Source organism: Collinsella aerofaciens (genome assembly GCF_040926405.1).
GTDB lineage: Bacteria > Actinomycetota > Coriobacteriia > Coriobacteriales > Coriobacteriaceae > Collinsella.
In genome coordinates, this window is the sequence record NZ_JBCOIG010000001.1 from 33,178 (window position 1) to 60,043 (window position 26,866).

The following is a 26,866-nucleotide window of genomic DNA, read 5'->3' on the forward strand; positions in this document are numbered from 1 at the left end:
TGTTTGGATTGTCTTTATCCCATCCTTTGCCTCGCGATTTGACGCGCCCCGTGCATGTGGGCGGTGTGCAGATCGGTGGCGGTGCGCCGGTGGTGGTCCAATCCATGACCTGCACCGATACCGCTGATGCCAAGGCAACACTTGCGCAAGTGTGCGCGTTGGCGCAGGCTGGCTGCGATATCGTGCGTGTGAGCGTGCCCACTGAGGCCGCGCTTGAGGGTTTCCGCACCATCTGTGCCGAGTCTCCGGTGCCAATCGTTGCCGATATCCACTTTAACCACAAGCTGGCCATTGGCGCTGTGGAGGCCGGTGCCGCCAAGCTCCGCATCAATCCCGGTAATATCGGCGATTGGGCCAAGGTCGATGCTGTCATCGATGCCGCGGGTGCTGCGGGCTGCGCAATTCGCATCGGTGTCAACGCTGGTTCGCTTGAGCAGGATATCGCCGAGCGCGACGACCTCACGCAGCCCGAAAAGCTCGTGATGTCGAGCGAGCGCTTCGTCAAGCACTTTGAGGACCGCGGCTTTACGAACATTGTGCTTTCGGCCAAGGCCCATAGCGTGCAAACGACGCTCGATACCTATCGAGCCCTGTCGCGTGAGATTCCCCACGTTCCGCTTCACCTGGGCGTGACGGAGGCGGGGACCAAGCTCCAGGGCACCATCAAGAGCTCTGTAGGCTTGGGTATCTTGCTTTCCGAAGGCATTGGCGACACCATGCGTGTGTCGCTCACAGCCGATCCGGTTGAGGAGCCGCCGGTTGCCTGGGGTATTCTGCAGTCGTTGGGCCTGCGTCGCCGTGGCCCCGAGATTGTCTCGTGCCCCACGTGCGCCCGCTGCCAGGTTAACCTTATTCCCATTGCCGAGGAAGTAACCGAGCGGCTTAAGAACTATACCGCGCCGCTTTCGATTGCCGTTATGGGATGTGCCGTTAATGGCCCCGGCGAGGCTTCTGATGCCGACCTGGGCGTTGCTTGCGGACGTGGTCAGGCCTTGCTCTTTTCGCATGGCCAGATCATTGGTAAAGTAGCTGAGGACCAAATTGTCGACGCGCTTATGGCAGAGGTCGACAAGCTTATTGAGGAGAAATAAATGACCCGAGCAATGTATATGTCTAAGCTCTATGCGCCGACGCTTAAAGAGGATCCGGCGGACGCTGAGCTCGCCAGTCACCGCCTGCTGCTCCGTGCCGGCATGATCCGCAAGGAGGCCGCCGGCCTGTATTCCTACCTGCCGCTTGCCTGGCGCTCGATCCGTAAGATCGAGAACATCGTGCGCGACGAGATGGACGCTGCCGGCGCCCAGGAGCTTATGATGCCTATCATGGTCGACGCCGAGTTGTGGCGCGAGTCCGGCCGCATCGACGCCTATGGCAAGGAGCTTGTGCGCTTTGACGACCGTCATGGTCGCGAGTTCGTCCTGGGCCCCACGCACGAGGAGACCGTCACGGCCCTGGTGCGCAACGAGCTACGCTCCTATAAGCAGCTGCCCGTCAACCTGTATCACATTCAGGACAAGTTCCGCGACGAGTTCCGTCCCCGCTTTGGCCTGATGCGCGGCCGCGAGTTCATCATGAAGGACGCCTACAGCTTCTCCGCCACGCAGGAGAGCCTGCAGGAGGAGTACGACAAGATGAAGCAGGCGTACGCCAATATCTGCGAGCGCTGCTACATCAAGGCTCTGCCCGTCGTCGCCGATTCTGGCGAGATCGGTGGCGATACCTCCGTCGAGTACATGGCTTTGGCTGACGCCGGCGAGGCTTCGCTCGTCTACTGCGACGATTGCGGCTTCGCTGCCGATGACGAGGCTGCAAGCACCAAGGTCGTCGTGACCGAGGGTCCTGGTGACGGTACGCTCACCAAGGTTGAGACTCCGGGCATGGGCACCATTGAGGCTGTTGCTAAGTTCTTTGGGTTCCCCGAGAACGGCACGCGCAAGTCGCTGGCACTCATCGACGCCGAGGGCAAGCCGGTCGTGGCCATTGTTCCGGGCGATCACGAGCTCAACGATTGCAAGGCCGAGCACGTCTTTGGCAAGGGCTATCGCATGATGACCGACGAGGAGCTTCAGGCGAACGGTCTGCACAAGGGCTTTATCGGACCGGTTAACCTGCCCGATGGCATTCGTCTGGTCTGCGACGAGAGCCTGCGCGAGCCCAAACAGTGGGCCTGCGGTGCCAACGAGGTCGATTATCACTTTACCGGTGCCTGCCCCGAGCGCGACTTTACCGTCGATGAGTGGGCCGATCTGGTCACCGTTGTCGCCGGCGACCCCTGCCCGCACTGCGGCAAGCCGCTCTCCGCTGCCCGCGGCATCGAGGTCTCTCAGGTCTTCCAGCTGGGCACCAAGTACTCCGAGGCCATGGGTGCCACCTTTATGGATGAGGACGGCAAGGAGAAGCCGCTCATCATGGGTTGCTACGGCGTGGGCGTGTCCCGCTCGCTTGCTGCCGTCGTGGAGCAGCACAACGACGAGCACGGTATCGTCTGGCCGGTCTCCGTTGCCCCGTACGAGGTCGCGGTGATTCCGCTTGATCCCAAGAAGGAAGAGTGCGCTACCGTCTGCGAGCAGATTGTTGATGGCCTGTGTGCCGAGGGCATCGAGGTCGTCGTCGACGATCGCGATGAGCGTCCGGGCTTTAAGTTTGCCGATAACGACCTCATGGGCTTCCCGTATCAGGTGGTTCTGGGCAAGCGCGGCCTTAAGAATGGCACCGTTGAGCTCAAGGACCGTGCTACGGGCGAGCGCGAGGACGTGGCGATCGACGAGGTCGTTGCCAAGGTTGCCGAGCTTGTTAAGGCAGCCCGCCGTTAATCGACGATTTCGCTTGTAGTTCGATATGTGGGACGGCCCCGCATTTCTCCAATCGGGGAGATGCGGGGCCGTCCTATTATCTTGTAGCATCTTCGATATCTAAAAGGAAAACCCCACAGCCCATGCGAGCTGCGGGGTTTTCCTTGTGCCTCCGATGCGAAATAAATCGCTCAGATATTACTGATAATCGACGACGTCGATCCAGTTCTTCAGGAACTCATCGTTCACGTTGCGATTACGAGCGAGCTCGGAAGCGGCGACGATGCTCGTCCACTGACGCACGACCTGCATGGGCATGTCGGCACGGTCGCAGTAGAGCTCCAGGTAGGCCTCGGCCTGGTCCTTGCTGTTGAGGGCAAAGAGCAGGTAGGTGGTGGCAACGTCGGCAGCAGGGGAGCCCTGGGTGGCGTGTGCCCAGTCGCACACATAGAGCTGGCCGTCGTCGCCGACGATGACGTTGGAGGGGTTGAAGTCGCCGTGGCAGACCTTGAACTCCTTGGTCATGCCGTCCAGACGCTCCTGAAGGTTGTAGCGCGTGGTGGCATTGAGCTGATCAAGGCTGTCGATCATGCGGGCGAACTTGTCGCGCTGACGGTTGAGCAGCGGGGAGGTGTAGCCGTGGATCTCGATCTGGAGGTCGACGAACATCTCGAGGTACTCACCAAAGCGCTGGGGCTCGGCAGTCATCTTCTCGGCAAGGGTGGTGCCCGGAACCTTCTCGGTCACGAGCGCCCAGCCGTTGGCGTTCTCGAGCTGGGAAACCTCGAGAGCCTTGGGGCTGCGGATGCCGCACTCATTGATGCGGGCAAGATTCAAAGCCTCGTTGAACACGTCGGAGACAGGCTTGGTCTCGTTAAAGACCTTGACGATCTTGTCGCCCAGGTCGTAAACGACCTTGTTGCCACGGCGGACGAGCTCGGTCTTGGAATCGGGTAGCAGCATGGTTGCATCCTTTCAACGATGCGATAGAAGCGACGGCGGGGGTGTGTGAAACACCCGTGCACCCCCGCCGCAAAAAACCGTGCTAAAAACTAGCAGACGGCGTAGTCCTGGGGCTCGCGGCCGTAGTAGGCGTCCAGGTAGAGCTCCTTGATCTCGCTCATGAGCGGGTAGCGCGGGTTAGCGCCGGTGCACTGGTCGTTGAATGCCTGCTCGGTCATCTCGTCGAGGGTGTCGAGGAAGTACTGCTCGTCAACACCGTAGTCGGCGATGGTCTTCTTGACACCGATGAAGTCCTTGAGCTCCTCGAGCTTCGTGATGAAGTTCTCGAAGACCTCCTTGTCGTCCTTGCCCTCGATGCCGCAGTACTTGGCCATCTCGGCGTAGTTGTGCAGCGCGTTGGGGTAAGGATACTGGGAGAAGGTACCCATCTTGACGGGAGCCTCGGCGGCGTTGTAGCGCATGACGCGGGTCAGGATGACGGCGTTAGCGATGCCGTGGGGCAGGTGATGGAAAGCGCCGAGCTTGTGAGCCATGGAGTGGTTGAGGCCCAGGAAGGCGTTGGCGAAGGCCATACCGGCCATGCAGGAGGCGTTGTGCATCTCCTCGCGGGCGTGCGGGTCCTTGGCGCCGTTCGTGAAGCTGGAGGGCAGGTTCTCAAAGACGAGCTTGGCAGCGCGCTCGGAGAGGCCCTTGGTGTAGTCGGAAGCCATGATGGAGACGTAGGACTCGATGGCGTGGGTCATGACGTCGATGCCGGAGGCAGCGGTCAGGCCGCGCGGGGCGGTCATGCAGTTGTCGGCGTCGACGATAGCCATGTTGGGGAGCAGCGCGTAGTCGGCGAGCGGCCACTTGATGCCGGTCTCCTTGTCGGTGATGATGGCGAACGGCGTGCACTCGGAGCCGGTACCCGAGGAGGTCGGGACGGCGACGAAGTAGGCCTTCTTGCCCATCTCGGGGAAGGTGAAGATACGCTTGCGGATGTCCATGAAGTCCATGGCCATGTCCTCAAACTTGCACTCGGGGTGCTCGTACATCATCCACATGATCTTGCCGGCGTCCATAGCGGAGCCACCGCCGACGGCGATGATGACGTCCGGCTCAAAGAGAGCCATCTGCTTGGCGCCGCGACGTGCGCACTGCAGCGACGGATCGGGCTCGACGTCGTAGAAGCAGTCGTGGGCGATGCCCATCTCGTCGAGCTTGGCCTCGATGGCGCGGGTGTTGCCATTCTTGAAGAGGAACTGGTCGGTAACGATGAAGGCGCGCTTCTTGCCCATGACGTTGCCCAGCTCGTCGAGGGCGACGGGCGTGGAACCCTTCTTGAAGTAGACCTTCTCGGGAGCGCGGAACCACAGCATGTTCTCACGGCGCTCGGCCACAGTCTTAACGTTGATCAAGTGCTTCACCCCAACGTTCTCGGAGACGGAGTTGCCGCCCCAGGAGCCGCAGCCCAGGGTCAGAGACGGCTTCATGCCAAAGTTGTACAGGTCACCGATGCCACCGTGCGAGGACGGGGTGTTGATGACGATGCGGCAGGCCTTCATGACGTGCTCGAACAGGCTGATCTTCTCGGCCTGGGCGGGGTGCACGTACAGAGAGGCGGTGTGGCCCGGGCCACCGGCGAGCACCAGGTGCTCGGCCTTGTCGACGGCCTCCTGGAAGTCCTTGGCGTGGTACATGGCCAGGACCGGGGAGAGCTTCTCGTGGGAGAACTCCTCCTTGGCGGGGTCGGTGGAGGTGACCTCGGCGATCAGGATCTTAGTCTTGGCGGGAACCTCGATGCCGGCGAGCTCGGCGATCTTGGCGGCAGCCATGCCGGGGATGCGGTGATCGAGGGCGCCGTTCTTGAACATGGCGGCACGCAGGGCCTCCATCTCGGCACCCTGCTTGACGAAGTAGCAGCCGCGCTTCTGGAACTCGGCCTTGACCTGGTCGTAGATGGTGTCGATGACGGTCACGGACTGCTCGGAAGCGCAGATCATGCCGTTGTCGAAGGTCTTGGAGTGGATGATGGAGTTGACTGCGAGCAGAACGTCGGCGGTGTCGTCGATGACGACCGGGGTGTTACCGGCGCCAACGCCCAGGGCGGGCTTGCCCGAGGAGTAGGCGGCCTTGACCATGCCCGGGCCACCGGTGGCGAGGATGATGTCGACGTCGCGCATGACCATGTTAGTCAGCTCGATGGAGGGGACATCGACCCAGCCGATGATGCCCTCGGGGGCGCCGGCCTTGACGGCGGCGTCAAGCACGAGCTTGGCGGCGGCGATGGTGCACTTGGCGGCAGCCGGGTGCGGGGAGATGATGATGGCGTTGCGGGTCTTCAGGCAGATCAGCGTCTTGAAGATCGCGGTGGAGGTGGGGTTGGTCGTCGGGATGACGGCGCCCACGATGCCGATGGGCTCGGCGATCTTGGTGATGCCGTAAGCCTCGTCGCGCTCCAGGACACCACAGGTCTTGGTATTCTTGTAAGCGTTGTAGATGTACTCTGCGGCGTAGTGGTTCTTGATGACCTTGTCCTCAAGAACGCCGCGGCCGGTCTCCTCGATGGCCATCTTCGCCAACGGGATACGAGCCTTGTTGGCGGCCATGGCGGCCTCATAGAAGATCTTGTCGACCTGCTCCTGCGTGTACGTAGCAAAAAGCGCCTGGGCCTCTCGCATCTGAGCGAGCTTAGCCTCAAGCGCCTCTACGTTGTCCACAATTGCGGGAGTAGTGTTTTCCGGTGACTTTTTCACCATTTGTGTCTCCTTGCGATCGGAGATTTACCCTACGCCTTGCATGATAGCAAGAAATTATTCGGTGAACGGTAAGATTCCCGTAAAAGGCACACTAAAACGCTTCAATAAACTGAAGCGTTTTAACTAAAACTATTTGCCTGCTGCATCGCCCCGCTCATTGGGTACAGACTCTCATGAGTATTTCAATGGGAAAACGGGACATCTGTTTGATGATCGCTATTCGCGGGTCGCGGTTGAGTCGGACACACAGGCGGTGCAGCTACTCGATTACATCCATTTCAATCCCGTGTAAGGTGCGTCCGACTCGCTCGAGGCGTACCGTTAGTTACAAGGCATACCAGCTGGGCTATGATCCCTTTGACATCTGCAAACCCTCATATAAGTCTGTCCCCAATGAGTGCAAAAAGGCGCCCTCCGTAGGGGAGGGCGCCTTTGGTAAGTTCTATATGAACGCGAGGTCTTTGACCCGGAGAGTCCGAGGTACTTGTTGGTAAGACCTTATTTACGAGCGCGCAACCTTGCCGGACTTGAGGCAGGTGGAGCAAACGTTCATCTTGCGACGGTGACCATCGACGACGACGTAGACGCGCTGGATGTTGGGGCGGAACTTACGGTTGGTGACGCGGTGAGAGTGGCTGATGGAGCGACCGGCAACGGGGTGCTTACCGCAAACTTCGCAAACTTTGGACATAACTGACCCTCCTTGGGCGACAAACGAACATGTCGCGTTAACAAACAAGCCTGAACTATAGCACAGAAGCATGTCTCTGTGCGCAATCTACACAGAGATATTCCTCTTTTGGCGATAGTGCCCACGCTACGGCCCTGGACGTAGATCCGATTTGCGTGCGGCAGAGGGGATTATGCCAGCTCGCAACAAGGTTTTCAAGCGCGTCCCACAAATATATATAGGTTTATGGAGCGATTGGCTCCGTTTACGGATTGACTAGTATTTATGCTCGCATTTGAGCCCGAGGTTGGCTACACTATGCCTTGACCATTAAAGGGGTACGAGATACCCGCATGGAATTACATAGCTGTCAATGAGCAGTACTTCCTGTGGGTGTCTGGTTCCGCTTTGAGCGGTCGGGCATCTATTTTTTTGACTGTGTCAGCAGTCAAGACATGTGAGGAAGGAGATCGATGGGCACGACTTCCCCCAAGGCGGTCATCATGGACGAGACCGCCGTCAACCGAGCGATGACCCGCATCGCGCACGAGATCCTCGAGCGCAACGAGGGCTGTGAAGACCTCGCTCTGGTCGGCATCGTCACGCGCGGCGACCTTCTGGCAAAGAAGCTCGCCGAGGCGATCAAGGAGATCGAGGGTGTCGACGTTCCGCTCGGCAGCCTGGACATCAGCTTCTATCGCGATGACTATGCGACCAATTTCGCTCCCGCGATCCACGCTACCAACATTCCCTTCAGCGTCGACGGCAAGCGTGTCGTGCTGGTGGACGACATCCTGTACACGGGTCGCACCATCCGCGCCGCTCTGGACGCCGTTATGGACCTGGGTCGTCCGAGCCGAGTCGAGCTGGCAGTTCTCGTTGACCGCGGTCACCGCGAGCTCCCTATCTCGCCGGACTTTGTCGGCAAGAACGTTCCCTCGTCGCACGAGGAGAACGTGCACCTATATATGAAGGAAGTCGACGGCCACACCGCTGTCGAGATCAACGACGTCGCGCCGGGTTCCCACGTGGGCTCCGCGCCGCTGGGAGGTGAGTAGTACCGTGGCGTTTAATCATAAGCACCTGATCGACATTACCGAGTACTCCGAAGAGGACATCAAGCTCATCCTCGAGACCGCCAAGGCGTTCTCCGAGGTCAACGAGCGTGCCATCAAGAAGGTCCCCACGCTCAAGGGCAAGACCATCGTCAACATGTTCAACGAGCCCTCGACGCGTACCCGCAGCTCCTTCGAGCTCGCCGAGAAGCGTCTTTCGGCCGACAGCCTCAACTTTGGCGGCTCCTCGACCTCCACGGTCAAGGGCGAGAGCCTCGTCGATACCGTCGAGACCCTCAACGCCTACAAGATTGACTGCATTGTCGTGCGCGACAAGCATGCCGGTGCTCCCTACATCGTCACGCAGAATTCGCCCGCGAGTGTTATCTGCGCCGGTGACGGTAAGCACAACCACCCCACGCAGGCTCTGCTCGACCTGTACACCATCTGGGAGCACAAGGGTGACTTCCACGGTCTGAAGGTCGCTGTCGTCGGCGACATCGCCCACTCCCGCGTTTGCGGCTCGCTGATTCCCGCGTTGAAGATCATGGGCTGCGAGACCTACGCCGTCGCCCCCGGCACGCTGCTGCCGCCGGCGCCCGAGGTTCTGGGCTGCGACCACGTGACGAGCGACCTCGATTCCGTCCTGCCCGAGCTGGACGTCGTCTACATGCTGCGCGTACAGCAGGAGCGCCTCGAGGGTGCCCCGTTCCCGACCATTCGCGAGTACCACAAGCTCTTCGGCCTGACCAAGGACCGTGAGAAGCTCATGAAGCCCGACGCGATCATCTGCCACCCGGGCCCCATCAACCGCGGCGTCGAGTTCGACTCCTATATGGCCGACCACCCGCAACGCTCCGTCATCCTGGAGCAGGTCTACGCCGGTATCTGCGTGCGTATGGCTATCCTGTATCTGCTGCTTGGAGGTGCCGATAATGGCCTTGCTTCTTAAGAATGCCCACGTCGTCGACCCGTCCGTCGAGCTTGACGGTGTCGTTGACGTCCTGATTGACGGCGACAAGATCGCCGAGGTCGGCGAGAACCTCGCCGCCGAGGGAGCCGTGGTCCGCGACCTTTCCGGTAAGCACCTCGTCCCTGGCTTGGTGGACATGCACGTCCACCTGCGCGAGCCCGGCTACGAGGTCAAAGAGGACATCGAGAGCGGCACCCGCGCAGCTGCCAAGGGCGGCTTCACCGGCGTGTGCGCTATGCCCAACACCGATCCCGTTACCGATAACGGTACCGTCGTTGAGTTCGTCAAGTCCCGCGCTGCCGAGGTCGGTCACTGCCGCGTCTATCCGTCGGGCGCCATGACCCGCGGTCTTAAGGGCGAGGCCATGTCCGAGATGGGCGATATGGTCGCCCACGGCGCCGTCGCCTTCACCGACGACGGTCGCGGCGTGCAGGGTGCAGGCATGCTCCGTCGCTGCATGGACTACGGCAAGATGTTCGGCAAGGTCTTTATGAGCCACTGCCAGGACGAGGACCTGGTCGGCCACGGCCAGATCAACGAGGGCAAGGTCTCGACCCGTCTGGCTCTTGAGGGCTGGCCGGCTGCCGGCGAGGAGCTCCAGATCGCTCGCGACATCGAGATCGCCAAGCTGACCGGTGCCAAGCTGCACATCCAGCACATCTCTACCGCCCATGGCCTGGAGATCGTGCGTGCCGGCAAGGCCGCTGGCGTTCAGGTTACCTGCGAGGCAACCCCGCACCACATGTTCCTGACCGAGAACGACCTGGACGAGACCTACAACACCTCGCTCAAGGTCAATCCGCCGCTGCGCACCGACGAGGACGCCGAGGCCATCCGTCAGGGTGTCATCGACGGCACCGTCGACGTTATCGTCACCGATCATGCTCCCCACACCCCGTGGGAGAAGGCCCGCGAGTTCGAGCTTGCGCCCTTTGGTATGACCGGCCTCGAGACCTCGCTGTCGCTCGTACTCACCGAGCTGGTCAACACGGGCAAGATGAGCGTGGGCCGCATGGTCGAGCTCATGGCCATCAAGCCGCGTGAGATCCTGGGCCTCGACCAGGTTCAGGTCAAGGCGGGCTCCGTTGCCGACCTGACCGTCTTCGACCCCGCTGCAACCTGGACGGTCGGCGAGGACGGCTACGAGTCGCGCGCCGAGAACTCCGGTTTTGCCGGCCGTACGCTCACCGGTCGTGCCACCGATGTGTTCGTCGGCGGTAAGCAGACGCTTGCCGACGGCTGCATCTGCTAGCATAGCCTTATCGCTTTTGTGCGCGGCGCCCTTGCGGTGCCGCGCTTTCTGTTCGCCTGAACCATGCAACCGCATGGGGGATTGGAGCGTCTATGCCCACACCTTCCACTGCACGCATGCACGACTTCGAGGTCGTCTCGAACCAGGAGATCGCCGACGGCATCTTCTCGCTCGTTATCTCGGCCCCCAAGCTTGCAAGTGCGCTCAAGCCCGGTCAGTTTGTGAACATCGCCGTACCCGGTGATGCGTCCTCGCTGCTTCGCGTGCCCCTGAGCTTCTATCGTGCCGACGCCGAGGCCGGCACCGTCGAGCTGTGGTACGCCGTCGTGGGCGATGATACCCGTCGTCTGTCGCAGATGGCCCTTGGCTCCACCTCCAACCTGCTGGGCCCTGGCGGCCGCGGCTGGTTCGTGCCCGAGGGTACCAGGAAAGCACTGCTCGTCGCCGGCGGCATTGGCGTTCCGCCTGTGCTCTGCCTGGCTGACATGCTTGCCAAGCAGGGTGTAGCCGTCGACGTGTGCCTGGGCTTTTGCACCGCGTCCAAGGCCGTGGGCGTCGATGAGTTCCGCGCGCTGGGAGCTACGGTCAACGTATGCACCGACGACGGCTCGTTGGGCACGCACGGCTTCTGCACCGATCCTGCCGCTGAGCTGCTCGGCGAGGGCGGTTACGACTACGTCGCCAGCTGTGGTCCCGCCGTCATGATGAAGAAGGTCGCCGCCGCTGCCGCCGAGGCCGGCGCGTACTGCGAGGTGTCGCTCGAGCGCATGATGAGCTGTGGCTTTGGTGCCTGCAACACCTGCAATGTCGAGACGGTCGACGGTATGAAGGGCGCCTGCATGTGCGGCCCCGTGTTTGATGCTTCCAAGGTGGTGGTCTTCTAGTGGGTACCGTGAACATGGCCGTCGATTTCGGCGGCGTCAAGATGCAGAACCCCATCAACACCGCAGCCGGTACCTTTGGCTACGGTTGGCAGTTCCAGAACTTCTTCGATGTCTCCCAGCTGGGTGCCATCACCACCAAGGGTTGCGCTGCCGAGCCCTGGCCCGGCAATCCCGCACCCCGCATGGCCGAGATCCCCGGCGGCATGATCAATTCCGTGGGCCTGCAGAACCCCGGTGTGGCCGCTTTCGCCCGCGAGTCCGGTCCGTGGCTCGAGCAGCTCTCCAAGGACGGCTGCCAGGTCATCTGCCAGGTTGCCGGTCATTCCGTGGACGAGTTCGTCCGTGCGCTCGAGATGTATGTCGAGCTGTGCCCCTGGGCTGCCGGCTATGAGATCAACGTGAGCTGTCCCAACATTGCCGCCGGCGGTGCCGCCATGGGCTCCACGCCCGAGGGCGCCTCTGCCGTCATGGCCGCCTGCCGCAAGGTGACCGACAAGCCGCTGTTTGTGAAGATGGCCCCGGTCAACGTCGCCGAGATCGCCCGCGCCCTCGAGGCCGCCGGCGCCGACGGCCTTTCGGTCATCAACTCCATCCAGGGTATGGCCATCGACGTTCACACCCGCAAGTCGCGTGTGGCCAAGCCCAAGGGCGGTCTTTCGGGCCCGCTGTGCCATCACATCGCCGTGCGTATGGTCTGGGAGGTTGCCCAGGCCGTCGATATCCCCATCAACGGCGTCGGCGGCGTCATGACCGGTGAGGATGCGGCCGAGTTTATCCTGGCCGGCGCCACCTGCGTATCGGTCGGTATGGCCAACTTCGTCGATCCGTGCGCTTCGCTCAAGATTGCGCGCGAGCTCGAGGCCTGGGCCGAGTCCCAGGGCGTGAAGGACATCAACGAGTTGGTAGGTGCTTTCGAATGCTAGAGACCGATGCCCGCGACCGCGTTATCGTCGCCCTCGACTGCGACCGTGAGCGTGCGCTCGAGCTCGCCCATGAGCTTTCGGGCCATGCCGCCTGGCTTAAAGTGGGCATGACGCTCTATTACGCCGAGGGTCCCGAGATCGTCAAGACGTTCAAGGACCTGGGCTTTAAGGTCTTCCTTGACCTTAAGTTCCATGACATTCCGCATCAGGTGCGCGGTGCCGCTCGCTCGGCCTCGCTTGCCGGTGCCGACCTGCTTTCGGTTCACGGCTTGGGTTCGGGTGCTATGCTCGCCGCCTGCCGTGAGGGTGCCGAGGAGGCACGCGAGGATCGAGCCAAGCTCGTCGCCATCACCGTGCTTACGAGCATGAATCAGGATGCGCTGAGCGAGATCGGCGTCGAGTCGCCCGTTGCCGAGGAGGCCGCCCGTCTGGCAAAACTCGCCCAGGCCAACGGTATCGACGGCATCGTGTGCTCGCCGATGGAGGCTCATGACATGCGTGAGCTGCTAGGCCCCGATGCGCTGATTGTGACCCCGGGCGTGCGTCCGGTTGGTGCTGCGCTGGGCGATCAGTCCCGCGTGGCCACGCCTTCCCAGGCTATCGAGCGCGGCGCGAGCCATATCGTGGTGGGCCGCCCCATTACCGGCGCCGACGATCCGGTTGCCGCCTTTGACGCTATTGTCGCTGAGCTGGTCGAAAACGTCGCCTAAAAGATTCCCCTAAGTCACCACTTTTGGGTCTCATTAGCACAAAATAGCCCCTGTGCCTGCGTAAACTTTCCCATCCTTTGTGTGGAATCGCAGGTCAGGGGCTTAACTTTGGGCGCAGTATATTGCACTTTTTGCGGGTATCGTCTAACCTATGGAGCCGCGATTGGGCATTTTGTACGTTCTACGTGCTAAAATGCCAATTATTGAATCAGATATAACCCAACTTTTTGGAGGTACGAATGGCACTCCCTCAGCTTACCGATGAGCAGCGCAAGCAGGCTCTTGAGAAGGCTGCTGCCGCACGTCACGCCCGCGCTGAGCTTCGCGAGCAGATCAAGAAGGGCGAGAAGTCCCTCGAGTCCGTGCTCAACTCCGATGACCCCATCGCTTCCCGCATGAAGGTTTCCACCCTCATCGAGTCTCTCCCTGGTTATGGCAAGGCCAAGGCCGCCAAGATCATGGAGGAGCTCGGTATCTCCGCTACCCGTCGCGTCCAGGGCCTCGGCGTCCGTCAGCGCGAGCAGCTCCTCGAGCAGCTGACCAAATAAGTGAGCGCTCAGGATTCCAAGCTCTTTGTGATTTCTGGACCGTCAGGCGCAGGCAAGGGTACGCTCGTCACTCGTGTTCGCGAGCGTCGCTCTAACCTGGGCCTGACGGTTTCGGCTACCACGCGAGCCCCACGCAAAGGCGAGGTCGATGGCGTCAATTACTTTTTCCTGACGCGTGAGGAGTTCGACCGCCGCGTGGCAAACGGTGAGTTTGTTGAGTGGGCCGAGGTCCACGGTAACTGCTACGGCACGTTGGTGAGCGAGGTTCAGTCCAAGCTCGCCTCTGGTTCGTCTCTCATCTTGGAGATCGATGTCCAGGGTGCCCTGCAGGTGAAGGAGCGTTTCCCCGAGGCCGTGCTGATCTTTATCAAGCCGCCTTCGCTTGAGGTACTCCGCGAGCGTCTAGTCGGTCGCGGTACCGAGACGCCCGAGACGATTGAGCTGCGTATGGCAAACGCCGCCGATGAGCTTGCCCTTGCCGACCGCTACGACGACGTCGTGGTAAATGACGATCTCGACCGCGCGACCGATGAGCTCGTTCGCGTTCTCGATATGCATGAAAGGATCTGAGGTCCGTGTCCGTTGTAAAGCCTTGCATTGACGATCTTCTGGAGAAGACCGATCACAACCGCTTCCTGCTCGCTTCGCTTGCCTCCAAGCGCGCCTGCGACATCAATAGCATGCTGCGTGGCCAGCACAACCGCGTGCTTGCCGTCCAGGATGTCGATGACATCACCATCGGGCTTTCCGGTGCCGATACCATCTCGATGGCTATGGACGAGATTGTCGATGGCGACATCTCTTACGACGAGGCCCGTTACGAGAAGGCGCTCGGCCACAAGGTTGCTGAAGCCTAAATGGCAGCTCGCGTCTGTCTGGTCCACTATCACGAGGTTGGACTGAAGGGCAAGAACCGCGCACATTTTGAGCATATCCTCATGGATAACATCAAGGCGGCCTTGGCCGCCTTTTCCGTGAATGCCGTGTCTCGAATTTCCGGTTATATCCTCGTGACCTTTAACGAGCATCAGGCCGATGAGGCGGCGCGTGTCATTCGCACCGTTCCCGGCGTTGCTCGTGTGTCTTTGGCGTATCACACTAACCGCGACCCGCAGGAGTACTGTGCCGCCGCCGTCAAGGCGCTGCGCGAGTTTGGTCCTTTCGATTCGTTTAAGGTGCACGCCAAGCGCTCCAATACTGACTATGAGCTCACCTCGATTGACATCAATCGTCAGGTGGGCGATGTGTTGTGCGAGGCGTTTCCTGATAAAAAGGTTCAGATGCACGATCCTGACGCTATGGTGCACGTACTGGTGGTCCAGGGTAGCGTCTACGTGTATGCGCGCTCCGAGCGCGGTGTGGGCGGTCTGCCGGTGGGTTCTGCCGGCAAGGTCGTGACGCTGCTGTCGTCGGGTATCGATTCTCCGGTGGCGACCTGGATGCTCGCGCGTCGCGGCGCGGTGTGCGTGCCGGTACATTTCTCCGGTCGTCCGCAGACGCCCGATACGAGCGAGTATTTGGTGCAGGACATCATCCGTGCGCTTGAGCCGGGTGTCCAGATCGGCCGCCTGTACGTGGTGCCGTTTGGTGACTGCCAGCGTGAGATTTCGGTCACCTGTCCCAGCAACCTGCGCGTGATCATGTATCGCCGTATTATGTATTCGGTTGCCGAGCGCATTGCGCACATCGAGGGCGCCAAGGCCATCGTGACGGGCGAATCGCTTGGGCAGGTTGCCTCCCAAACGCTTGAGAATATCATGGCCGTCAACGAGGCCGTGAAGATCCCCGTGTTCCGTCCTCTCATCGGTTCGGACAAGCAGGAGATCATCGCGCGCGCCGAGGAGATCGGTACGTTCGATATCTCGACTGAGGCCGCTCCCGACTGCTGCACGCTGTTTATGCCGCGCCGTCCCGAGACGCACGCTAAACTCGATGCCGTGCATGAGGCCTGGGAGTTGTTCGATCACGAGGAGATGATCGAGCGCCTGCTCAAGCAGACCGAGTACATCGACTTCGAGAGCAACACGTATAAGGCCCCTAAGACCTTAAAACGCAAACATTCGGAGCTTGCTCCGCGTGAGATTTACCAAGATCACGAGTAATTTTGTGCATAGACCGACGATGCGTCTGCATCGTCGGTCTTTTGCTATCTGGGCATTTTGCGGCTAAGTGTTCATTTGCTGACGTGTGCCTGAATAAATGGACAGTATTTCGCAAGGTTTTGGTCGGCTTTTGGTTTGACCGCGAAAACCGGTTTTTGGAGAATGGCTGTTGCAGGACTCTTTTCCTGACACGATGTTGTTGGGAGGTTTTGCTATGGCGCAGCGCGAACAACACGAACGGGTCAAACGGATGGACCGCTTGGCGGACAAGCTACTCGGTCATAAGGCAGTGGTGATGGCGATACTGGTCGTCATTGCGATGGCGAGTGGACTGGCGATGGCGAACCTTGGCGGTGGTTCCGGTGGCGTGTCGTTTGAGCGCACTGACGGTTCGGGCTCGTTGGTGGAGCCGGGATCCGGTGATGCCTCAAGCGGAAAGACATCCGAAGGTTCTTCGACAAAGGCTTCTGCCGCGGCAGAGGTTTATGTCGATGTTGATGGCGCCGTTGTGTCGCCCGGCGTATATCGGCTCAAGGACGGCGCTCGGGTGGCTCAGGCGATTGATGCCGCCGGCGGGCTGGCGCCCGAGGCAGACGTTACGGGGCTCAATCGGGCATCTAAGGTCACTGATGGACAAAAAATTCACGTTCCAACGGTAGGGGAACAGGAGGCGTCCATTTCGGAAGCCGGTGTTGATGGTGGGGCTTCCGCATCATCGGGCGTGAGTGGCGCAACAGGCCTAGTAAACATCAATACGGCAAGTGCGGCAGAGCTGCAGACGCTCTCGGGCATCGGCCCCTCCATGGCCCAGTCGATTATCGATGAGCGTACAAAGAACGGTGCTTTTGCCTCGGTTGACGATCTGATGCGTGTGTCGGGGATCGGCGAGAAGAAGCTTGCCAAAATCAAAGATTGCATCTGCGTATGAGTGCGACAGAGCGCGAGCATGTGATGCCTCCGCGGCCCTTGATGCCGTGGACGATGGCTCTGTGTGCCGGCGTGTGCATGAGCTGCGCCTTGGTGCTCAACGTGGCCGCTGATGTGCTGCTGAGGGAGCAGGCGCCGGCGGTCGGGCTGCTATGGGCCATTCCCGTTGCGGCGGCGGTATTCGTTGTGCTGGCTCAATTTTGTGCGCGGCTTGCCCCTTGGAAGCGGTGGCTGTATGCCGCGTCCGTCGGTCTCGTGGCGGGAGCGGTCGTCTCGGCGTGGTGGGCTGTGGGCGCGCTAAGCGCCTCGAAGGCGCTCGACGCTCGAGCGGCAAGCAGCCTCGAGTTTGTCGTGCAGGGTGATCCATCCATAAACGACGACGTGTATTCCTATACCTGCGAGGCACGCGCGGACGGCAAGAACTTGGCAACGGTTCGCCTATCGTGTGACCGCGAGCTCAGGGTCGGGGCGCACATGCGTGTTATCGGTCGCGTTTCACGTTTTGAGAACGATGCGTATGGACGATCGCGTGTGCTCCGAGGCGAGGTGCGCAAGGTTCAAGCCGTTCGGATTGTGCCGGTCGATGAGGGCTCTCCGGGCCCGCTGCTTCGGCTGCGAAATGGGCTGCTTGCGTCCATCGCGCCTGCGACCGACCTGGCGCGTGCGCTCATAGCCGGTGTCGTCTGTGGTCGTTCGTCCGAGCTGCGCGCCCAGTCGGCTGGCGATTGGTTTTCGGTGACGGGAACGGCGCATCTTATCGCCGTCTCGGGCAGCCATTTGGCTATCGTGGGGTTTGTAATCGAGGGCGTATTGCAAAAGACTCGGTGTTCACGTGGTCTTCAGCGGGCGATATTGGCGATAACGCTTGTGGGCTACGCTGCCTTTACGGGCGCGTCTCCCTCGGCCGTGCGCGCGTGCTGCATGGTGTTCGCGACGCTTGTCGTAAACGGCGCGGGGCGTCGCCGGCACGGCGCATCGGCACTCTTTGTTACCATGTCCATCTTTGTGCTACTGCGGCCGACGGTGCTGTTCGAGATGGGTTTTCAGCTTTCATGTGCCAGCGTCTTAGCCATTCTGTGCTTTTGCCCCTATGCGACCTACGCTTTGGGTGAGCTGGGTGTGCCATCAGACGTTGCCAGCATGCTTTCCGTCACGCTGTGCTCGCAACTGGCGACACTTCCCATTACCATTCCTGCCTTCGGTACGTTCTCGCTCATTGCTCCGCTGGCAAATGCGGTCATCGGTCCGGTGGTGAGCGTACTGCTTGCCGTGTCGATCGTGCTGGTTCCCTTTTCGCTCGTGGCACCGTTGCGGACTTGGGCGCTCGTTGTGCCCATGATTGCCTCCCGTTGCGCGCTGTTCTTCGAGCAGCTGTTTGCCGCCGTGCCGGGTGCATCCGTGAGCGTGCCGCCCGATAGCATGTGGATTTATCTAGTGCCGTGTTTGCTGGCGGTGCTGCTGGTCTGGTGGCCGCGTCCCCGTGCACGTCCTGTGGCGGTGGGGCTTGCATGTCTGGTGTTCCTGGCTGCGATTCCGTACGTCTACTGGGATCGATTCGCTCCGCCTTCTGTGACGGTGCTCGATGTGGGCCAGGCCGATGCGATTCTTATCCGCCAGGGCGGTGCAGTGGCACTCGTCGACTGCGGGCTCGACGAGCGCGTGGTGGCGGCGTTGGTTCGCAATAACGTGCACCATATCGATGCCGTCTTTGTGACGCATTGGGATGAGGATCACTGGGGTGGTCTGCCTGCCGTGCTCGAACAGTTTCCGGTCGGTACGATTGCCGTGGCGGCGGATGCGCTGGAGGATGCTCCTGCCGAGGTATTGAACCGACCTGGCGTGGAGTATCGGCAGGTGCGCCGTGGGGATACGGTCGATATCGGCTCATTTTGCGCCCGCGTGATGTGGCCATTCGAGTCCGTGGATGGTGAGGGAAATGAGGACTCGCTTGTCCTGCTGCTCTCATATGTTCAGGAAGGCAAGGGCCTGCGTATGCTCCTCACCGGTGATGCCGAGATCGACCAAGAACGGGAATTCGTGCAGGAGGTGGGGGATATCGACGTACTTAAACTTGGGCATCACGGCTCTAAGGTTTCAGTCGATGATGAGTTGCTGGACGTCCTGAAGCCCGAGCTTTCCCTCGCGAGTGCGGGCGAAGGGAATCGATACGGCCATCCGTCCGATGCCTGCATCGATGCCGTTAAGGAAGCGGGCGCCGTGTTCGCGTGCACTATCGAACACGGCGACATTACCGTCACGCCGACTGCGAATGGCTTTGCGATGCGATGCCAGCAACCGTGACGACATCGTTGGCGTGTGGTGGGCCCCTGGGCTAGAATGGCACGGAGCGAATACGAAGGCCTGCGGGAGGGGAGCGCAATGTCCGAAACCGGTCTGCTGCCGGCATATCTGATCGTCGGTACCGACGGCGTCAAGCGCGATCACGCCGTCTCGCGTATGAAAGCGCGTCTGGAAAAGACGGGCATGGTCGAGTTCAACCTCGACGAGCGCGATATGACCAAAGACCCCGATATCGAGTCGATTATCGGATCGCTTAACACCTTTCCGATGGGCAGCGAGTTTCGCCTGGTAATCCTTGACGGCTGTTCAAAGCTCGCCAAGGCGGTCTCGGAGCCGCTTGTCGAGTATTTGGCGAGTCCCAGCCCCACAACGGTCTGCCTCATCATTGCCGACTCGCTTGCCAAGAACACACGCCTGTATAAGGCGATCGCCAAGATCGATAAGAAGGCCGTGATCGATTGCTCCGGCACCAAACGCTGGGAGCTACCGCGTCGCGTGCAGCAGATGGCGACGCAGCGCGGCAAGTCGATCTCGACGGCGGCCGCCGAGGAGCTCGTCTCGCGTTCGGGCGAGAACACTCGCATGCTCGATAACGACTTGGCTAAGCTTGCCCAGATGGTCGAGGCGCCCCAGATTGAGCTTACCGACGTTGAGCGCTGGATTGTACGTACGGCCGAGGTTCAACCCTGGGACTTTCTCAATGCGGTCTCGGCACGTGACATGCGACGCTCGCTCGAGCTTTTCAATCTATTGCCCGCCAAGAGCTACGTGTGGACTTACACGTTGCTGTGCGGCCGCATCCGCGAGCTTATCGTCGCCAAGGCGCTCGATGCGCGCGGACAGGGTCGTGAGCTGGCCGCAACGCTCAAGCTCCAGTCCTGGCAGGTCAAGAATCACTTGACCTGGGCACGTCGCTTTTCGATGGCAGAGCTCGTCGCGGCGCTCGAGGGGGCGGTCGATGTAGAGCTCGCGCTCAAGGGTTCGGCCGATTCTGAGGCCGCGCTTTTGCTCTGGATTACGAACATCTTGAGAAAATCGTGATGATACCTGCCTATTTGACAAATTCGTTCTATCCCTTTGAGGGGGAGCGTGCTATAGTAGGCGCTTGCATGACCTCACCGTGTCTCAGAGGTGTCATACATTTTTTGCAAGGAACTCGAAAGGAACTCCAGAAGTGGCAAACATCAAGTCTCAGAAGAAGCGTATCCGCACCAATGAGGCAGCTCGCATGCGTAACAAGGCTGTCAAGTCCGAGCTCAAGACGCTGACCAAGCACGTCCAGTCCGCCGTCGCCGAGGGCGACGCCGAGAAGGCCCAGGCTGCCCTCAAGACCGTCACCAAGCGTCTCGACATGGCTGCCGCCAAGCATGTTATCCACAAGAACCAGGCTTCCAACCGCAAGTCCGGTCTTGCCAAGCTCGTGAACAGCATCAACGCTTAAGTTGTAAATTTCACACCACACAGATTACGCGCATAAATGGAGCCTGTTTTATGGAACAGGCTCCATTTTTTGTACCGCTCGGGTAAGATAGTCCGCATGAATACTTCAATTGACATTTCCCACATCCGCAACTTCTCGATTGTTGCGCACATCGACCATGGCAAGTCCACGATCAGTGACCGCATTCTCGAGCTCACCCATACCGTCGACGAGCGCGACATGGAGTCGCAGCTGCTCGACACCATGGATATCGAGCGCGAGCGCGGCATCACGATCAAGTCCAATGCCGTTCGCGTGTCCTATGACGCCGACGATGGCGAGACGTATCAGTTCAATCTGATCGATACGCCGGGCCACGTGGACTTTACCTATGAGGTCTCGCGCTCGCTGGCAGCCTGTGAGGGCGCGGTGCTCGTTGTCGACGCCACACAGGGCGTCGAGGCACAGACCGTCTCCAACGCGACGCTTGCCATGAACGCCAATCTGGACATTGTGCCGGCCATCAACAAGATCGACCTGCCCTCGGCTCATCCCGACGAGGTTAAGACCGAGATCGAGGATGACCTGGCGATCCCTGCCGATGATGCCGTGTGTGTCTCGGGCAAGACCGGCGAGGGCATCCACGATCTGCTGGAGTCCATTGTCTTTCTGATCTCTCCGCCCAAGGGCGATGCGAATGCGCCGCTCAAGGCACTCATTCTGGATTCATACTTCGACGAGTATCGTGGCGTCGTCGCCACGGTGCGCATCTTTGACGGCTCCATCAAAAAGGGCGATACCTTGCGCATGATGCAGGCAAAGGGCGACTTTTTGGTCGATGGCGTGGGCGTCAAGCGTCCCGCCGAGACGCCGGTCGACGCGCTGACGGTCGGCGAGGTCGGATACGTGGTCACGGGCCTGAAGGACCCCGAGGCCGTTCGCGTGGGCGACACCCTTACCTGGGCGTCGAACCCCTGCCCCGAGCCGCTTCCCGGTTACCGCGAGGCTAAGCCCATGGTCTATACGGGCCTGTTCCCGATCGATAACAAGGACTACGAGAACCTGCGTGACGCGCTCGATAAGCTGCATGTCAACGACCCGTCGTTGGTGTGGGAGCCCGAGACTTCGGTGGCGCTCGGCTTTGGTTTCCGCGTTGGCTTCTTGGGCCTGCTGCATATGGAGGTCGTCAAGGAGCGCCTGGAGCGCGAGTTCAACCTGGACCTGATTGCCACGAGCCCTTCGGTGGACTATCACGTCTACAAGACCGACGGCGAGATGATTGATGTTCGCAGCCCGCAGGATCTGCCCGAGGCTACGCGCATCGAGCGCATCGAGGAGCCCTACCTCAAGGCCAAGATTATCTGTCCGCCCGAGTATACGGGTGCCGTCATGCAGCTCGCTATCGAGCATCGCGGCATTACAACCGACATGATCCATCTCACGAGCAAATCGGTCGAGATGCGTTTCGACATGCCGCTTGCCGAGCTCATTCTGGACTTTTTTGACCAGCTCAAGAGCCGCACCAAGGGTTACGCCTCGCTCGACTACGAGTTCAACGAATATCGCCCCTCCGAGCTCGTCAAGCTCGACATCCTGCTTTCGGGCGACGAGGTGGACGCGCTGTCGTTTATCGTGCACAAGGATAAGGCTTATGGCCTGGCCCGCGGTCTGTGCGACAAGCTCAAGGAAATCATTCCGCGCCAGCTGTTCGAGGTGCCTATCCAGGGCGCCATCGGCAACAAGATCATTGCCCGCTCTACCGTCAAAGCGCGCCGCAAGGACGTGCTGGCCAAGTGTTATGGCGGCGATATCTCGCGAAAGCGCAAGCTGCTCGAGAAGCAGAAAGAGGGCAAAAAGCGCATGAAGGCCATCGGCTCGGTCGAGGTTCCGCAGGAGGCCTTTATGGCGATTCTCAAGGTGGACGAGTAGGTCCATGGCACTTTCTGAATACAGCAAGCGGTTGCTTGGCGCCTATGCCGAGCAGCCGTTCCTTATGGCTCCCATGGCGGGCGTGACCGATCCCGCCTATCGCATCATGTGCCGCCGTCGCGGTGCCCATCTTGCCTATAGCGAGATGGTGAGCGTGGCGGGCCTTGCCTATGCCAGCAATAAGACGTGGCGCCTGGTACTGCCGGCCGATGAGGAGCAGCAGATCTGCGTGCAGCTCTTTGGCTCCAAGCCCGATCAGTTTGCGAGCGCTGTTGCTGCCGTCGAGGAGCGTGTGGGCGATCGCCTGTCGCTGATCGATATCAACATGGCCTGCCCGGCTCGCAAGGTCGTCACCAAGGGCGAGGGCTCGGCGCTTATGCGCACTCCCGATCTGGCCGAGCAGATCGTCGAGGCGGCGGTGGGCGCGGCGCATGTGCCCGTGACCGTAAAAATCCGTAAGGGCTTTTACGCCGAAGACCGCAACGCCGCGACGTTTGCCCAGATGCTTGAGGGAGCAGGGGCCGCCGCGGTGGCGGTACATGGTCGCTGCGCCACGCAGCTCTATACGGGCCAGGCCGATTGGTCGGTCGTCGATGAGGTGGCCGACGCCGTCGAGATTCCCGTTATCGGTTCGGGCGATGTGTTCTCGGCAGAGGACGCTGCTGAGCATCTGCAAAGCTCGGGTGCCAGCGCGGTGTTTATCGCGCGCGGCATCTACGGCAATCCATGGGTGTTCGGCGATGCCCGAGCCCTTGCACTCGATGGCACGCCGGTTCCTTCTCGCTCCTCGGTTGAGCGCCTGGATGCCCTGCGCGAGCACCTGACGCTCACGCACGAGCTGTTGCCGCTCATGTCGCGTGCCCGCACGTACGCAAGCTGGTATCTAAAGGGCATGCCCCATGCTGCCGCCTGGCGCGCTCAGGTGGTGCGTTGCTCCACATACGAGGAGTTCATGGCACTGGTCGATGATATCGAGCACGATGTGGTGGCCTGTGAGGCCGCACTTGCCGCCGGCGAGTCGGTGCCCGCTCATCCGTTGGAGGCCTAACGGTGGCCGTTACCGCGCTGTACGTGCATGTGCCGTTTTGCGCCCAAAAATGCCGGTACTGTGACTTTGACTCACGCAGTTTTGCTCCGTGCAACATGAGCGTTGCGCTCGATACCTATTTTGAGCAGTTGTATGCGCGCCTCGATGCTTTTGGCGACGCAGGCGCGCTTGCACAGATCCGCACCGTCTATGTTGGCGGCGGCACGCCGTCGCTGGCGGGGGAGCGTTTGGTAGAATTTGCCCGGCGTATCTCTGCGTGGTGCAAGCCTGTTGAGTTTACCTGCGAGGCCAATCCCGAATCGCTGACCGCAGAGCTTGCCACTGCGCTTGCCGGGGTGGGTGTCACGCGCGTCTCTCTGGGCGTGCAAACGCTCGATAACGCCGAACTTACCGCCATCGGCCGCATTCACGATGCCGATCGGGCGCTCGCTGCCATCACGACGGTCAAGGACGCTGGGCTTGTCGTGTCGTGCGACCTGATGTGCGGCCTTCCCGGGCAGACCGACCTAAGCTGGCAGCGCACACTCGATGGCGTGTTGGCGGCGGCGCCGCATCATGTGTCGGTGTACGCGCTCACGCTCGAGGAGGGCACGCCGCTCTATCGCGTGGCGTGTCGCGACGAGTCGCTCGAGCCCGACGAGGATTTTCAGGCTGCATGCATGGATGCGGCGCGTGAGCGCCTGAGTGCGGCCGGCTATCACCCGTATGAGGTGGCAAGCTACGCGCTCGACGGCCATGAGTGCGCCCACAACATTGCCTATTGGACCGGACAGGGCTATCTGGGTTTGGGCCGCTCTGCCGCCGGTATGCTCGACGCCGAGGATTTCGATCGCTTGGCCGGGCTGTTTCCCGACGTGCTTGCTCGCGGCGATGCGTATCGCGTGCGCTTGGTGCAACGCGACGATGCCGCGACGACGTTTGATGCCGAGTATCTGTCGCAGCGCGAGGCGGCGGCCGAGGATTTGATGCTTGCCTGTCGCATGACGCGTGGCATTGGGCCCGATCTGTTGGTTCGCTCGGCAAGCGTGATCGCTGCAGATGAGTTGGCGGCGGCCTGCGACCGTGCGGTCGAGTTGGGCCTTGCCACCTGGGTGCCCGATCATATTGAAGGACATGCGGGGCGCGTCACCTCGAAAGACGTTATCGCAGGTCGCGTCCGTGCTCGTTTAGCGCCCACTCACTTGGGCTGGCTCGATGGAAATGTGCTGTTCGAGCTGTTTTGGGGTCTAGCCTAGGCCGCTCGGGTAGAATTACCGCAATATATACGCTGCTGTGAGCAGGAGGTTGCCGCGCATGGCGACGATGAACGAAAAAGATTACTACGAGATTTTGGGTGTCTCCAAGGACGCCACCTCGCGTGATATACAGAAAGCCTTCCAGCAAAAGGCCCGCAAGCTCCATCCGGACGTCAACAAAGAACCGGATGCCGAGGAAAAGTTCAAAGAGGTTTCCGAGGCCTATGCTGTGCTTTCGGACGAGCAGAAGCGTGCGCGCTACGACGCCATGCGCTCGGGCAATCCCTTTGCCGGCGCTCCCACGGCTTCGCCCTATGGCGGCGGTTACGCCGGCAGCGCGGGCTACGGCAATCCCTTTGAGGGCGGCTTTCCCTTTGGTGGCGCCTGGGGTCAGCCGCGTCGCGGGCAGGCTGCCTATAATCCCGAGAACGGCGCCAACGTGGTCGTCGATATTAAGCTCGACGCCAAGGAGGCCAAGGGCGGTGCCCGCAAGACCGTCCGCTATACGCGCTTCGATACCTGTGGTCACTGCGGCGGTTCGGGCTCTGTTTCGTCCGAGCATGCACATACCTGTCCGAGCTGCGGCGGTCGCGGCCACATCGATGTCGACCTGTCCTTTCTGTTTGGTGCCGGCACGTTCCAGTCTGTCTGCCCTGAGTGCGGTGGCTCCGGTAAGGTCGTCGCCGACCCCTGTCCCGATTGCGGCGGCAGCGGGCGAACCCGTGTGACCTCCGAGCAGACGATTGAGTTTCCCGCCGGCACGCACGATGGCGACGAGGTCCGTATTGGCGGCATGGGTCACGCCGGCACCAACGGCGCCTCTGGCGGTGATCTGGTCGGTCGGGCCCATGTTGAGGCCGAGCGCCTGGAAGGCAAGGCCCGTACCGGTTTTTACCTGATGGGCATCGTGGCGCCGTTTTTGGTGCTATCGGCCATCTCGGGCGTGTTCTCGGCCTTTGCCGTGATGTGCTTTATTCCGTTTGCCATGGGCCTGTTCATGGTGCTCTCGGACGGCGTGCTGCACCGCAGCCTGCTGTGGTGGAAGCGCGGCGCGATGCAGTTTGCCAACGGTTTTGCCAACGGATTTATGTTTGCGCTCGTGTCGGTTTGGTTTGCGAGCTGCTCGCAACGTGCCATGCTTTCGCCCTACGCAATGCAATAACATCAAACCCTCTGTTTGCGGCCGGCCCAGCTTGGGTATAGGACGCACTGTGACAATAATGAAAGTCGGAAGGATTCGGTCGTGTCGGAAAATAGGGATTACTACGAGGTGCTTGGCGTCGACAAGGATGCCGACGCGCGGACGATTAAGCGCGCGTTTCTAAAGAAGGCCCGTACCGTACACCCGGACGTTTCGGACGACCCCGAGGCCGAGGCTAAGTTCAAAGAGCTCAACGAGGCATATTCCGTTCTTTCCGATGAGCAGAAGCGTGCTAACTACGACCGTTACGGCACTGCCGACGGCCCCGGTGGCTCCGGCTACGTCGATATCAACGATATCTTTGGTGGCATGGGCATGGACGACTTGTTCTCGTCGTTCTTTGGCGGCGGTGCCGGCGGTGGCGCCCGCAGCCGTCGTGAGCGTCGTCGCGGACGTGATATGGCCATCTCGCTTTCGGTGACGCTCGAGGAGGCGGCGCTCGGCTGCAAAAAGACGATCAGCTATGACCGCCTTGCTCCCTGCGAGGATTGCAACGGTACGGGCAAGGCTGACGGTGCGACCGAAAAACAGTGCAGCCGCTGCCACGGCACGGGCTATGTCACCACGGTCCAGCGCTCTTTTTTGGGCCAGGTCCAGTCCTCTTCGCCTTGCCCCGACTGCCACGGCGAGGGCACGGTCATCGATCATCCCTGCGAGACCTGTGACGGCCAGGGCCGCACGCCTTCGCATGAAAAGATCGACATCGATATTCCCGCCGGCGTTTCGACCGGTCGCCAGCTGCGTGTGAGCGGCTTTGGCGAGGCCGGCCTTCGCGGCGAGCCTTCGGGCGACCTGATTGTCAACGTGCGCGTTGCCGACCATGAGCGCTTTAAGCGCAACGGTGACGACCTGTACCTGGTGAGCGATATCTCGATTGCGCAGGCTGCGCTCGGCTGCGAGATCGAGGTCGAGGGCATTATGCCCGACGAGGTCGTTAAGGTGACGGTTCCCGCCGGTGCCCAGTACGGCGACACCGTGAGCGTCAATAATTACGGCATGCCGCGCATTGGTGGTGGCGGTTCGCGTGGCCGCCTGATCGTGCAACTGCGCGTGGTCGTTCCCACCAATCTTTCCAATAAGCAGCGCGAGCTGCTCCGTGCTTTTGCCGATGAGATGGGCGATGACGTCGCTTCCGGTAAGAAGTCGGTGACCGACCGTATCAAGAGTGCCCTCGACGATATCCTCGATTAAGGAG

Annotated in this window: 24 protein-coding genes; 21 read left to right on the forward strand and 3 right to left on the reverse strand. The window is 60.8% G+C overall.

The features are described from left to right. The first annotated feature begins 8 nt into the window (after positions 1-8). The gene (gene ispG, locus AB5758_RS00175) at positions 9-1,091 is read left to right on the forward strand and encodes a flavodoxin-dependent (E)-4-hydroxy-3-methylbut-2-enyl-diphosphate synthase (protein ID WP_271736533.1); all 1,083 of its coding nucleotides are present in this window, start codon (positions 9-11) and stop codon (positions 1,089-1,091) included. Next, on the forward strand, positions 1,092-2,813 hold the full coding sequence (locus tag AB5758_RS00180; RefSeq protein ID WP_368141132.1) for a proline--tRNA ligase: 1,722 nt from the start codon (positions 1,092-1,094) through the stop codon (positions 2,811-2,813). It abuts the gene before it with no gap. A gap of 177 nt (positions 2,814-2,990) precedes the next feature. Here the strand turns inward: AB5758_RS00180 and AB5758_RS00185 are convergent, their stop codons facing one another. The 3 genes from AB5758_RS00185 to rpmB form a co-directional block, all read right to left on the reverse strand. Next, the gene (locus AB5758_RS00185) at positions 2,991-3,755 is read right to left on the reverse strand and encodes an aminoglycoside phosphotransferase family protein (protein WP_271736536.1); all 765 of its coding nucleotides are present in this window, start codon (positions 3,753-3,755) and stop codon (positions 2,991-2,993) included. Between the two features lie 89 nt (positions 3,756-3,844). Next, entirely contained in the window at positions 3,845-6,493 is a 2,649-nt protein-coding gene (gene adhE, locus AB5758_RS00190) for a bifunctional acetaldehyde-CoA/alcohol dehydrogenase (RefSeq protein WP_161160261.1), read from the reverse strand. Positions 6,494-6,995: 502 nt separating this feature from the next. Next, positions 6,996-7,184: a 50S ribosomal protein L28 gene (gene rpmB / locus AB5758_RS00195; RefSeq protein WP_022094725.1), complete on the reverse strand. Its 189-nt coding sequence runs from the start codon at positions 7,182-7,184 to the stop codon at positions 6,996-6,998. Between the two features lie 452 nt (positions 7,185-7,636). Between rpmB and pyrR the strand changes: the two genes are divergently transcribed. From pyrR to dnaJ, 19 genes are all read left to right on the forward strand, one after another. Further along, entirely contained in the window at positions 7,637-8,221 is a 585-nt protein-coding gene (gene pyrR / locus AB5758_RS00200; protein ID WP_271736539.1) for a bifunctional pyr operon transcriptional regulator/uracil phosphoribosyltransferase PyrR, read from the forward strand. A gap of 4 nt (positions 8,222-8,225) precedes the next feature. Beyond that, a complete protein-coding gene (locus AB5758_RS00205) occupies positions 8,226-9,170 on the forward strand; it encodes an aspartate carbamoyltransferase catalytic subunit (protein ID WP_035138537.1) in 945 nt (314 codons plus the stop codon). Next, positions 9,154-10,443, forward strand: a complete 1,290-nt coding sequence (locus tag AB5758_RS00210; protein WP_368141131.1) for a dihydroorotase — start codon at positions 9,154-9,156, stop codon at positions 10,441-10,443. Before AB5758_RS00205 ends, AB5758_RS00210 begins: the two co-directional genes overlap by 17 nt. A 116-nt stretch (positions 10,444-10,559) precedes the next feature. Next, complete coding sequence (locus AB5758_RS00215) at positions 10,560-11,327, forward strand: dihydroorotate dehydrogenase electron transfer subunit (RefSeq protein ID WP_271736565.1); 768 nt, start codon at positions 10,560-10,562, stop codon at positions 11,325-11,327. Between the two features lie 14 nt (positions 11,328-11,341). Continuing rightward, positions 11,342-12,250, forward strand: coding sequence for a dihydroorotate dehydrogenase (locus AB5758_RS00220; protein WP_271736567.1), 909 nt, complete (start codon positions 11,342-11,344; stop codon positions 12,248-12,250). Then, complete coding sequence (gene pyrF / locus AB5758_RS00225; protein ID WP_035138533.1) at positions 12,244-12,960, forward strand: orotidine-5'-phosphate decarboxylase; 717 nt, start codon at positions 12,244-12,246, stop codon at positions 12,958-12,960. Before AB5758_RS00220 ends, pyrF begins: the two co-directional genes overlap by 7 nt. Positions 12,961-13,199: 239 nt before the next feature. Further along, complete coding sequence (gene mihF / locus AB5758_RS00230) at positions 13,200-13,508, forward strand: integration host factor, actinobacterial type (RefSeq protein WP_006236130.1); 309 nt, start codon at positions 13,200-13,202, stop codon at positions 13,506-13,508. Further along, a complete protein-coding gene (gene gmk, locus AB5758_RS00235; RefSeq protein WP_138374178.1) occupies positions 13,509-14,078 on the forward strand; it encodes a guanylate kinase in 570 nt (189 codons plus the stop codon). Positions 14,079-14,083: 5 nt separating this feature from the next. Beyond that, on the forward strand, positions 14,084-14,365 hold the full coding sequence (locus AB5758_RS00240; protein ID WP_035138532.1) for a DNA-directed RNA polymerase subunit omega: 282 nt from the start codon (positions 14,084-14,086) through the stop codon (positions 14,363-14,365). Then, on the forward strand, positions 14,366-15,610 hold the full coding sequence (thiI, locus tag AB5758_RS00245; protein ID WP_368141129.1) for a tRNA uracil 4-sulfurtransferase ThiI: 1,245 nt from the start codon (positions 14,366-14,368) through the stop codon (positions 15,608-15,610). A gap of 214 nt (positions 15,611-15,824) precedes the next feature. Continuing rightward, complete coding sequence (locus tag AB5758_RS00250) at positions 15,825-16,538, forward strand: helix-hairpin-helix domain-containing protein (protein ID WP_368141128.1); 714 nt, start codon at positions 15,825-15,827, stop codon at positions 16,536-16,538. Then, a complete protein-coding gene (locus AB5758_RS00255) occupies positions 16,535-18,838 on the forward strand; it encodes a DNA internalization-related competence protein ComEC/Rec2 (RefSeq protein ID WP_271736545.1) in 2,304 nt (767 codons plus the stop codon). Before AB5758_RS00250 ends, AB5758_RS00255 begins: the two co-directional genes overlap by 4 nt. A gap of 78 nt (positions 18,839-18,916) precedes the next feature. Beyond that, positions 18,917-19,879: a DNA polymerase III subunit delta gene (gene holA / locus AB5758_RS00260; RefSeq protein WP_271736547.1), complete on the forward strand. Its 963-nt coding sequence runs from the start codon at positions 18,917-18,919 to the stop codon at positions 19,877-19,879. Positions 19,880-20,012: 133 nt separating this feature from the next. Beyond that, positions 20,013-20,279, forward strand: a complete 267-nt coding sequence (gene rpsT, locus AB5758_RS00265) for a 30S ribosomal protein S20 (RefSeq protein WP_022094714.1) — start codon at positions 20,013-20,015, stop codon at positions 20,277-20,279. A gap of 96 nt (positions 20,280-20,375) precedes the next feature. Beyond that, on the forward strand, positions 20,376-22,187 hold the full coding sequence (gene lepA / locus AB5758_RS00270; RefSeq protein ID WP_117770326.1) for a translation elongation factor 4: 1,812 nt from the start codon (positions 20,376-20,378) through the stop codon (positions 22,185-22,187). 4 nt (positions 22,188-22,191) lie between these two features. After that, positions 22,192-23,235, forward strand: a complete 1,044-nt coding sequence (gene dusB / locus AB5758_RS00275; RefSeq protein ID WP_138374182.1) for a tRNA dihydrouridine synthase DusB — start codon at positions 22,192-22,194, stop codon at positions 23,233-23,235. A 23-nt stretch (positions 23,236-23,258) separates the two neighbouring features. Next, the gene (locus tag AB5758_RS00280; protein ID WP_368155322.1) at positions 23,259-24,470 is read left to right on the forward strand and encodes a coproporphyrinogen-III oxidase family protein; all 1,212 of its coding nucleotides are present in this window, start codon (positions 23,259-23,261) and stop codon (positions 24,468-24,470) included. Between the two features lie 58 nt (positions 24,471-24,528). Next, positions 24,529-25,632, forward strand: a complete 1,104-nt coding sequence (locus tag AB5758_RS00285; protein ID WP_171021457.1) for a DnaJ domain-containing protein — start codon at positions 24,529-24,531, stop codon at positions 25,630-25,632. An 81-nt stretch (positions 25,633-25,713) separates the two neighbouring features. Further along, the gene (dnaJ, locus tag AB5758_RS00290) at positions 25,714-26,862 is read left to right on the forward strand and encodes a molecular chaperone DnaJ (RefSeq protein ID WP_271736552.1); all 1,149 of its coding nucleotides are present in this window, start codon (positions 25,714-25,716) and stop codon (positions 26,860-26,862) included. Positions 26,863-26,866 lie beyond the last annotated feature (4 nt).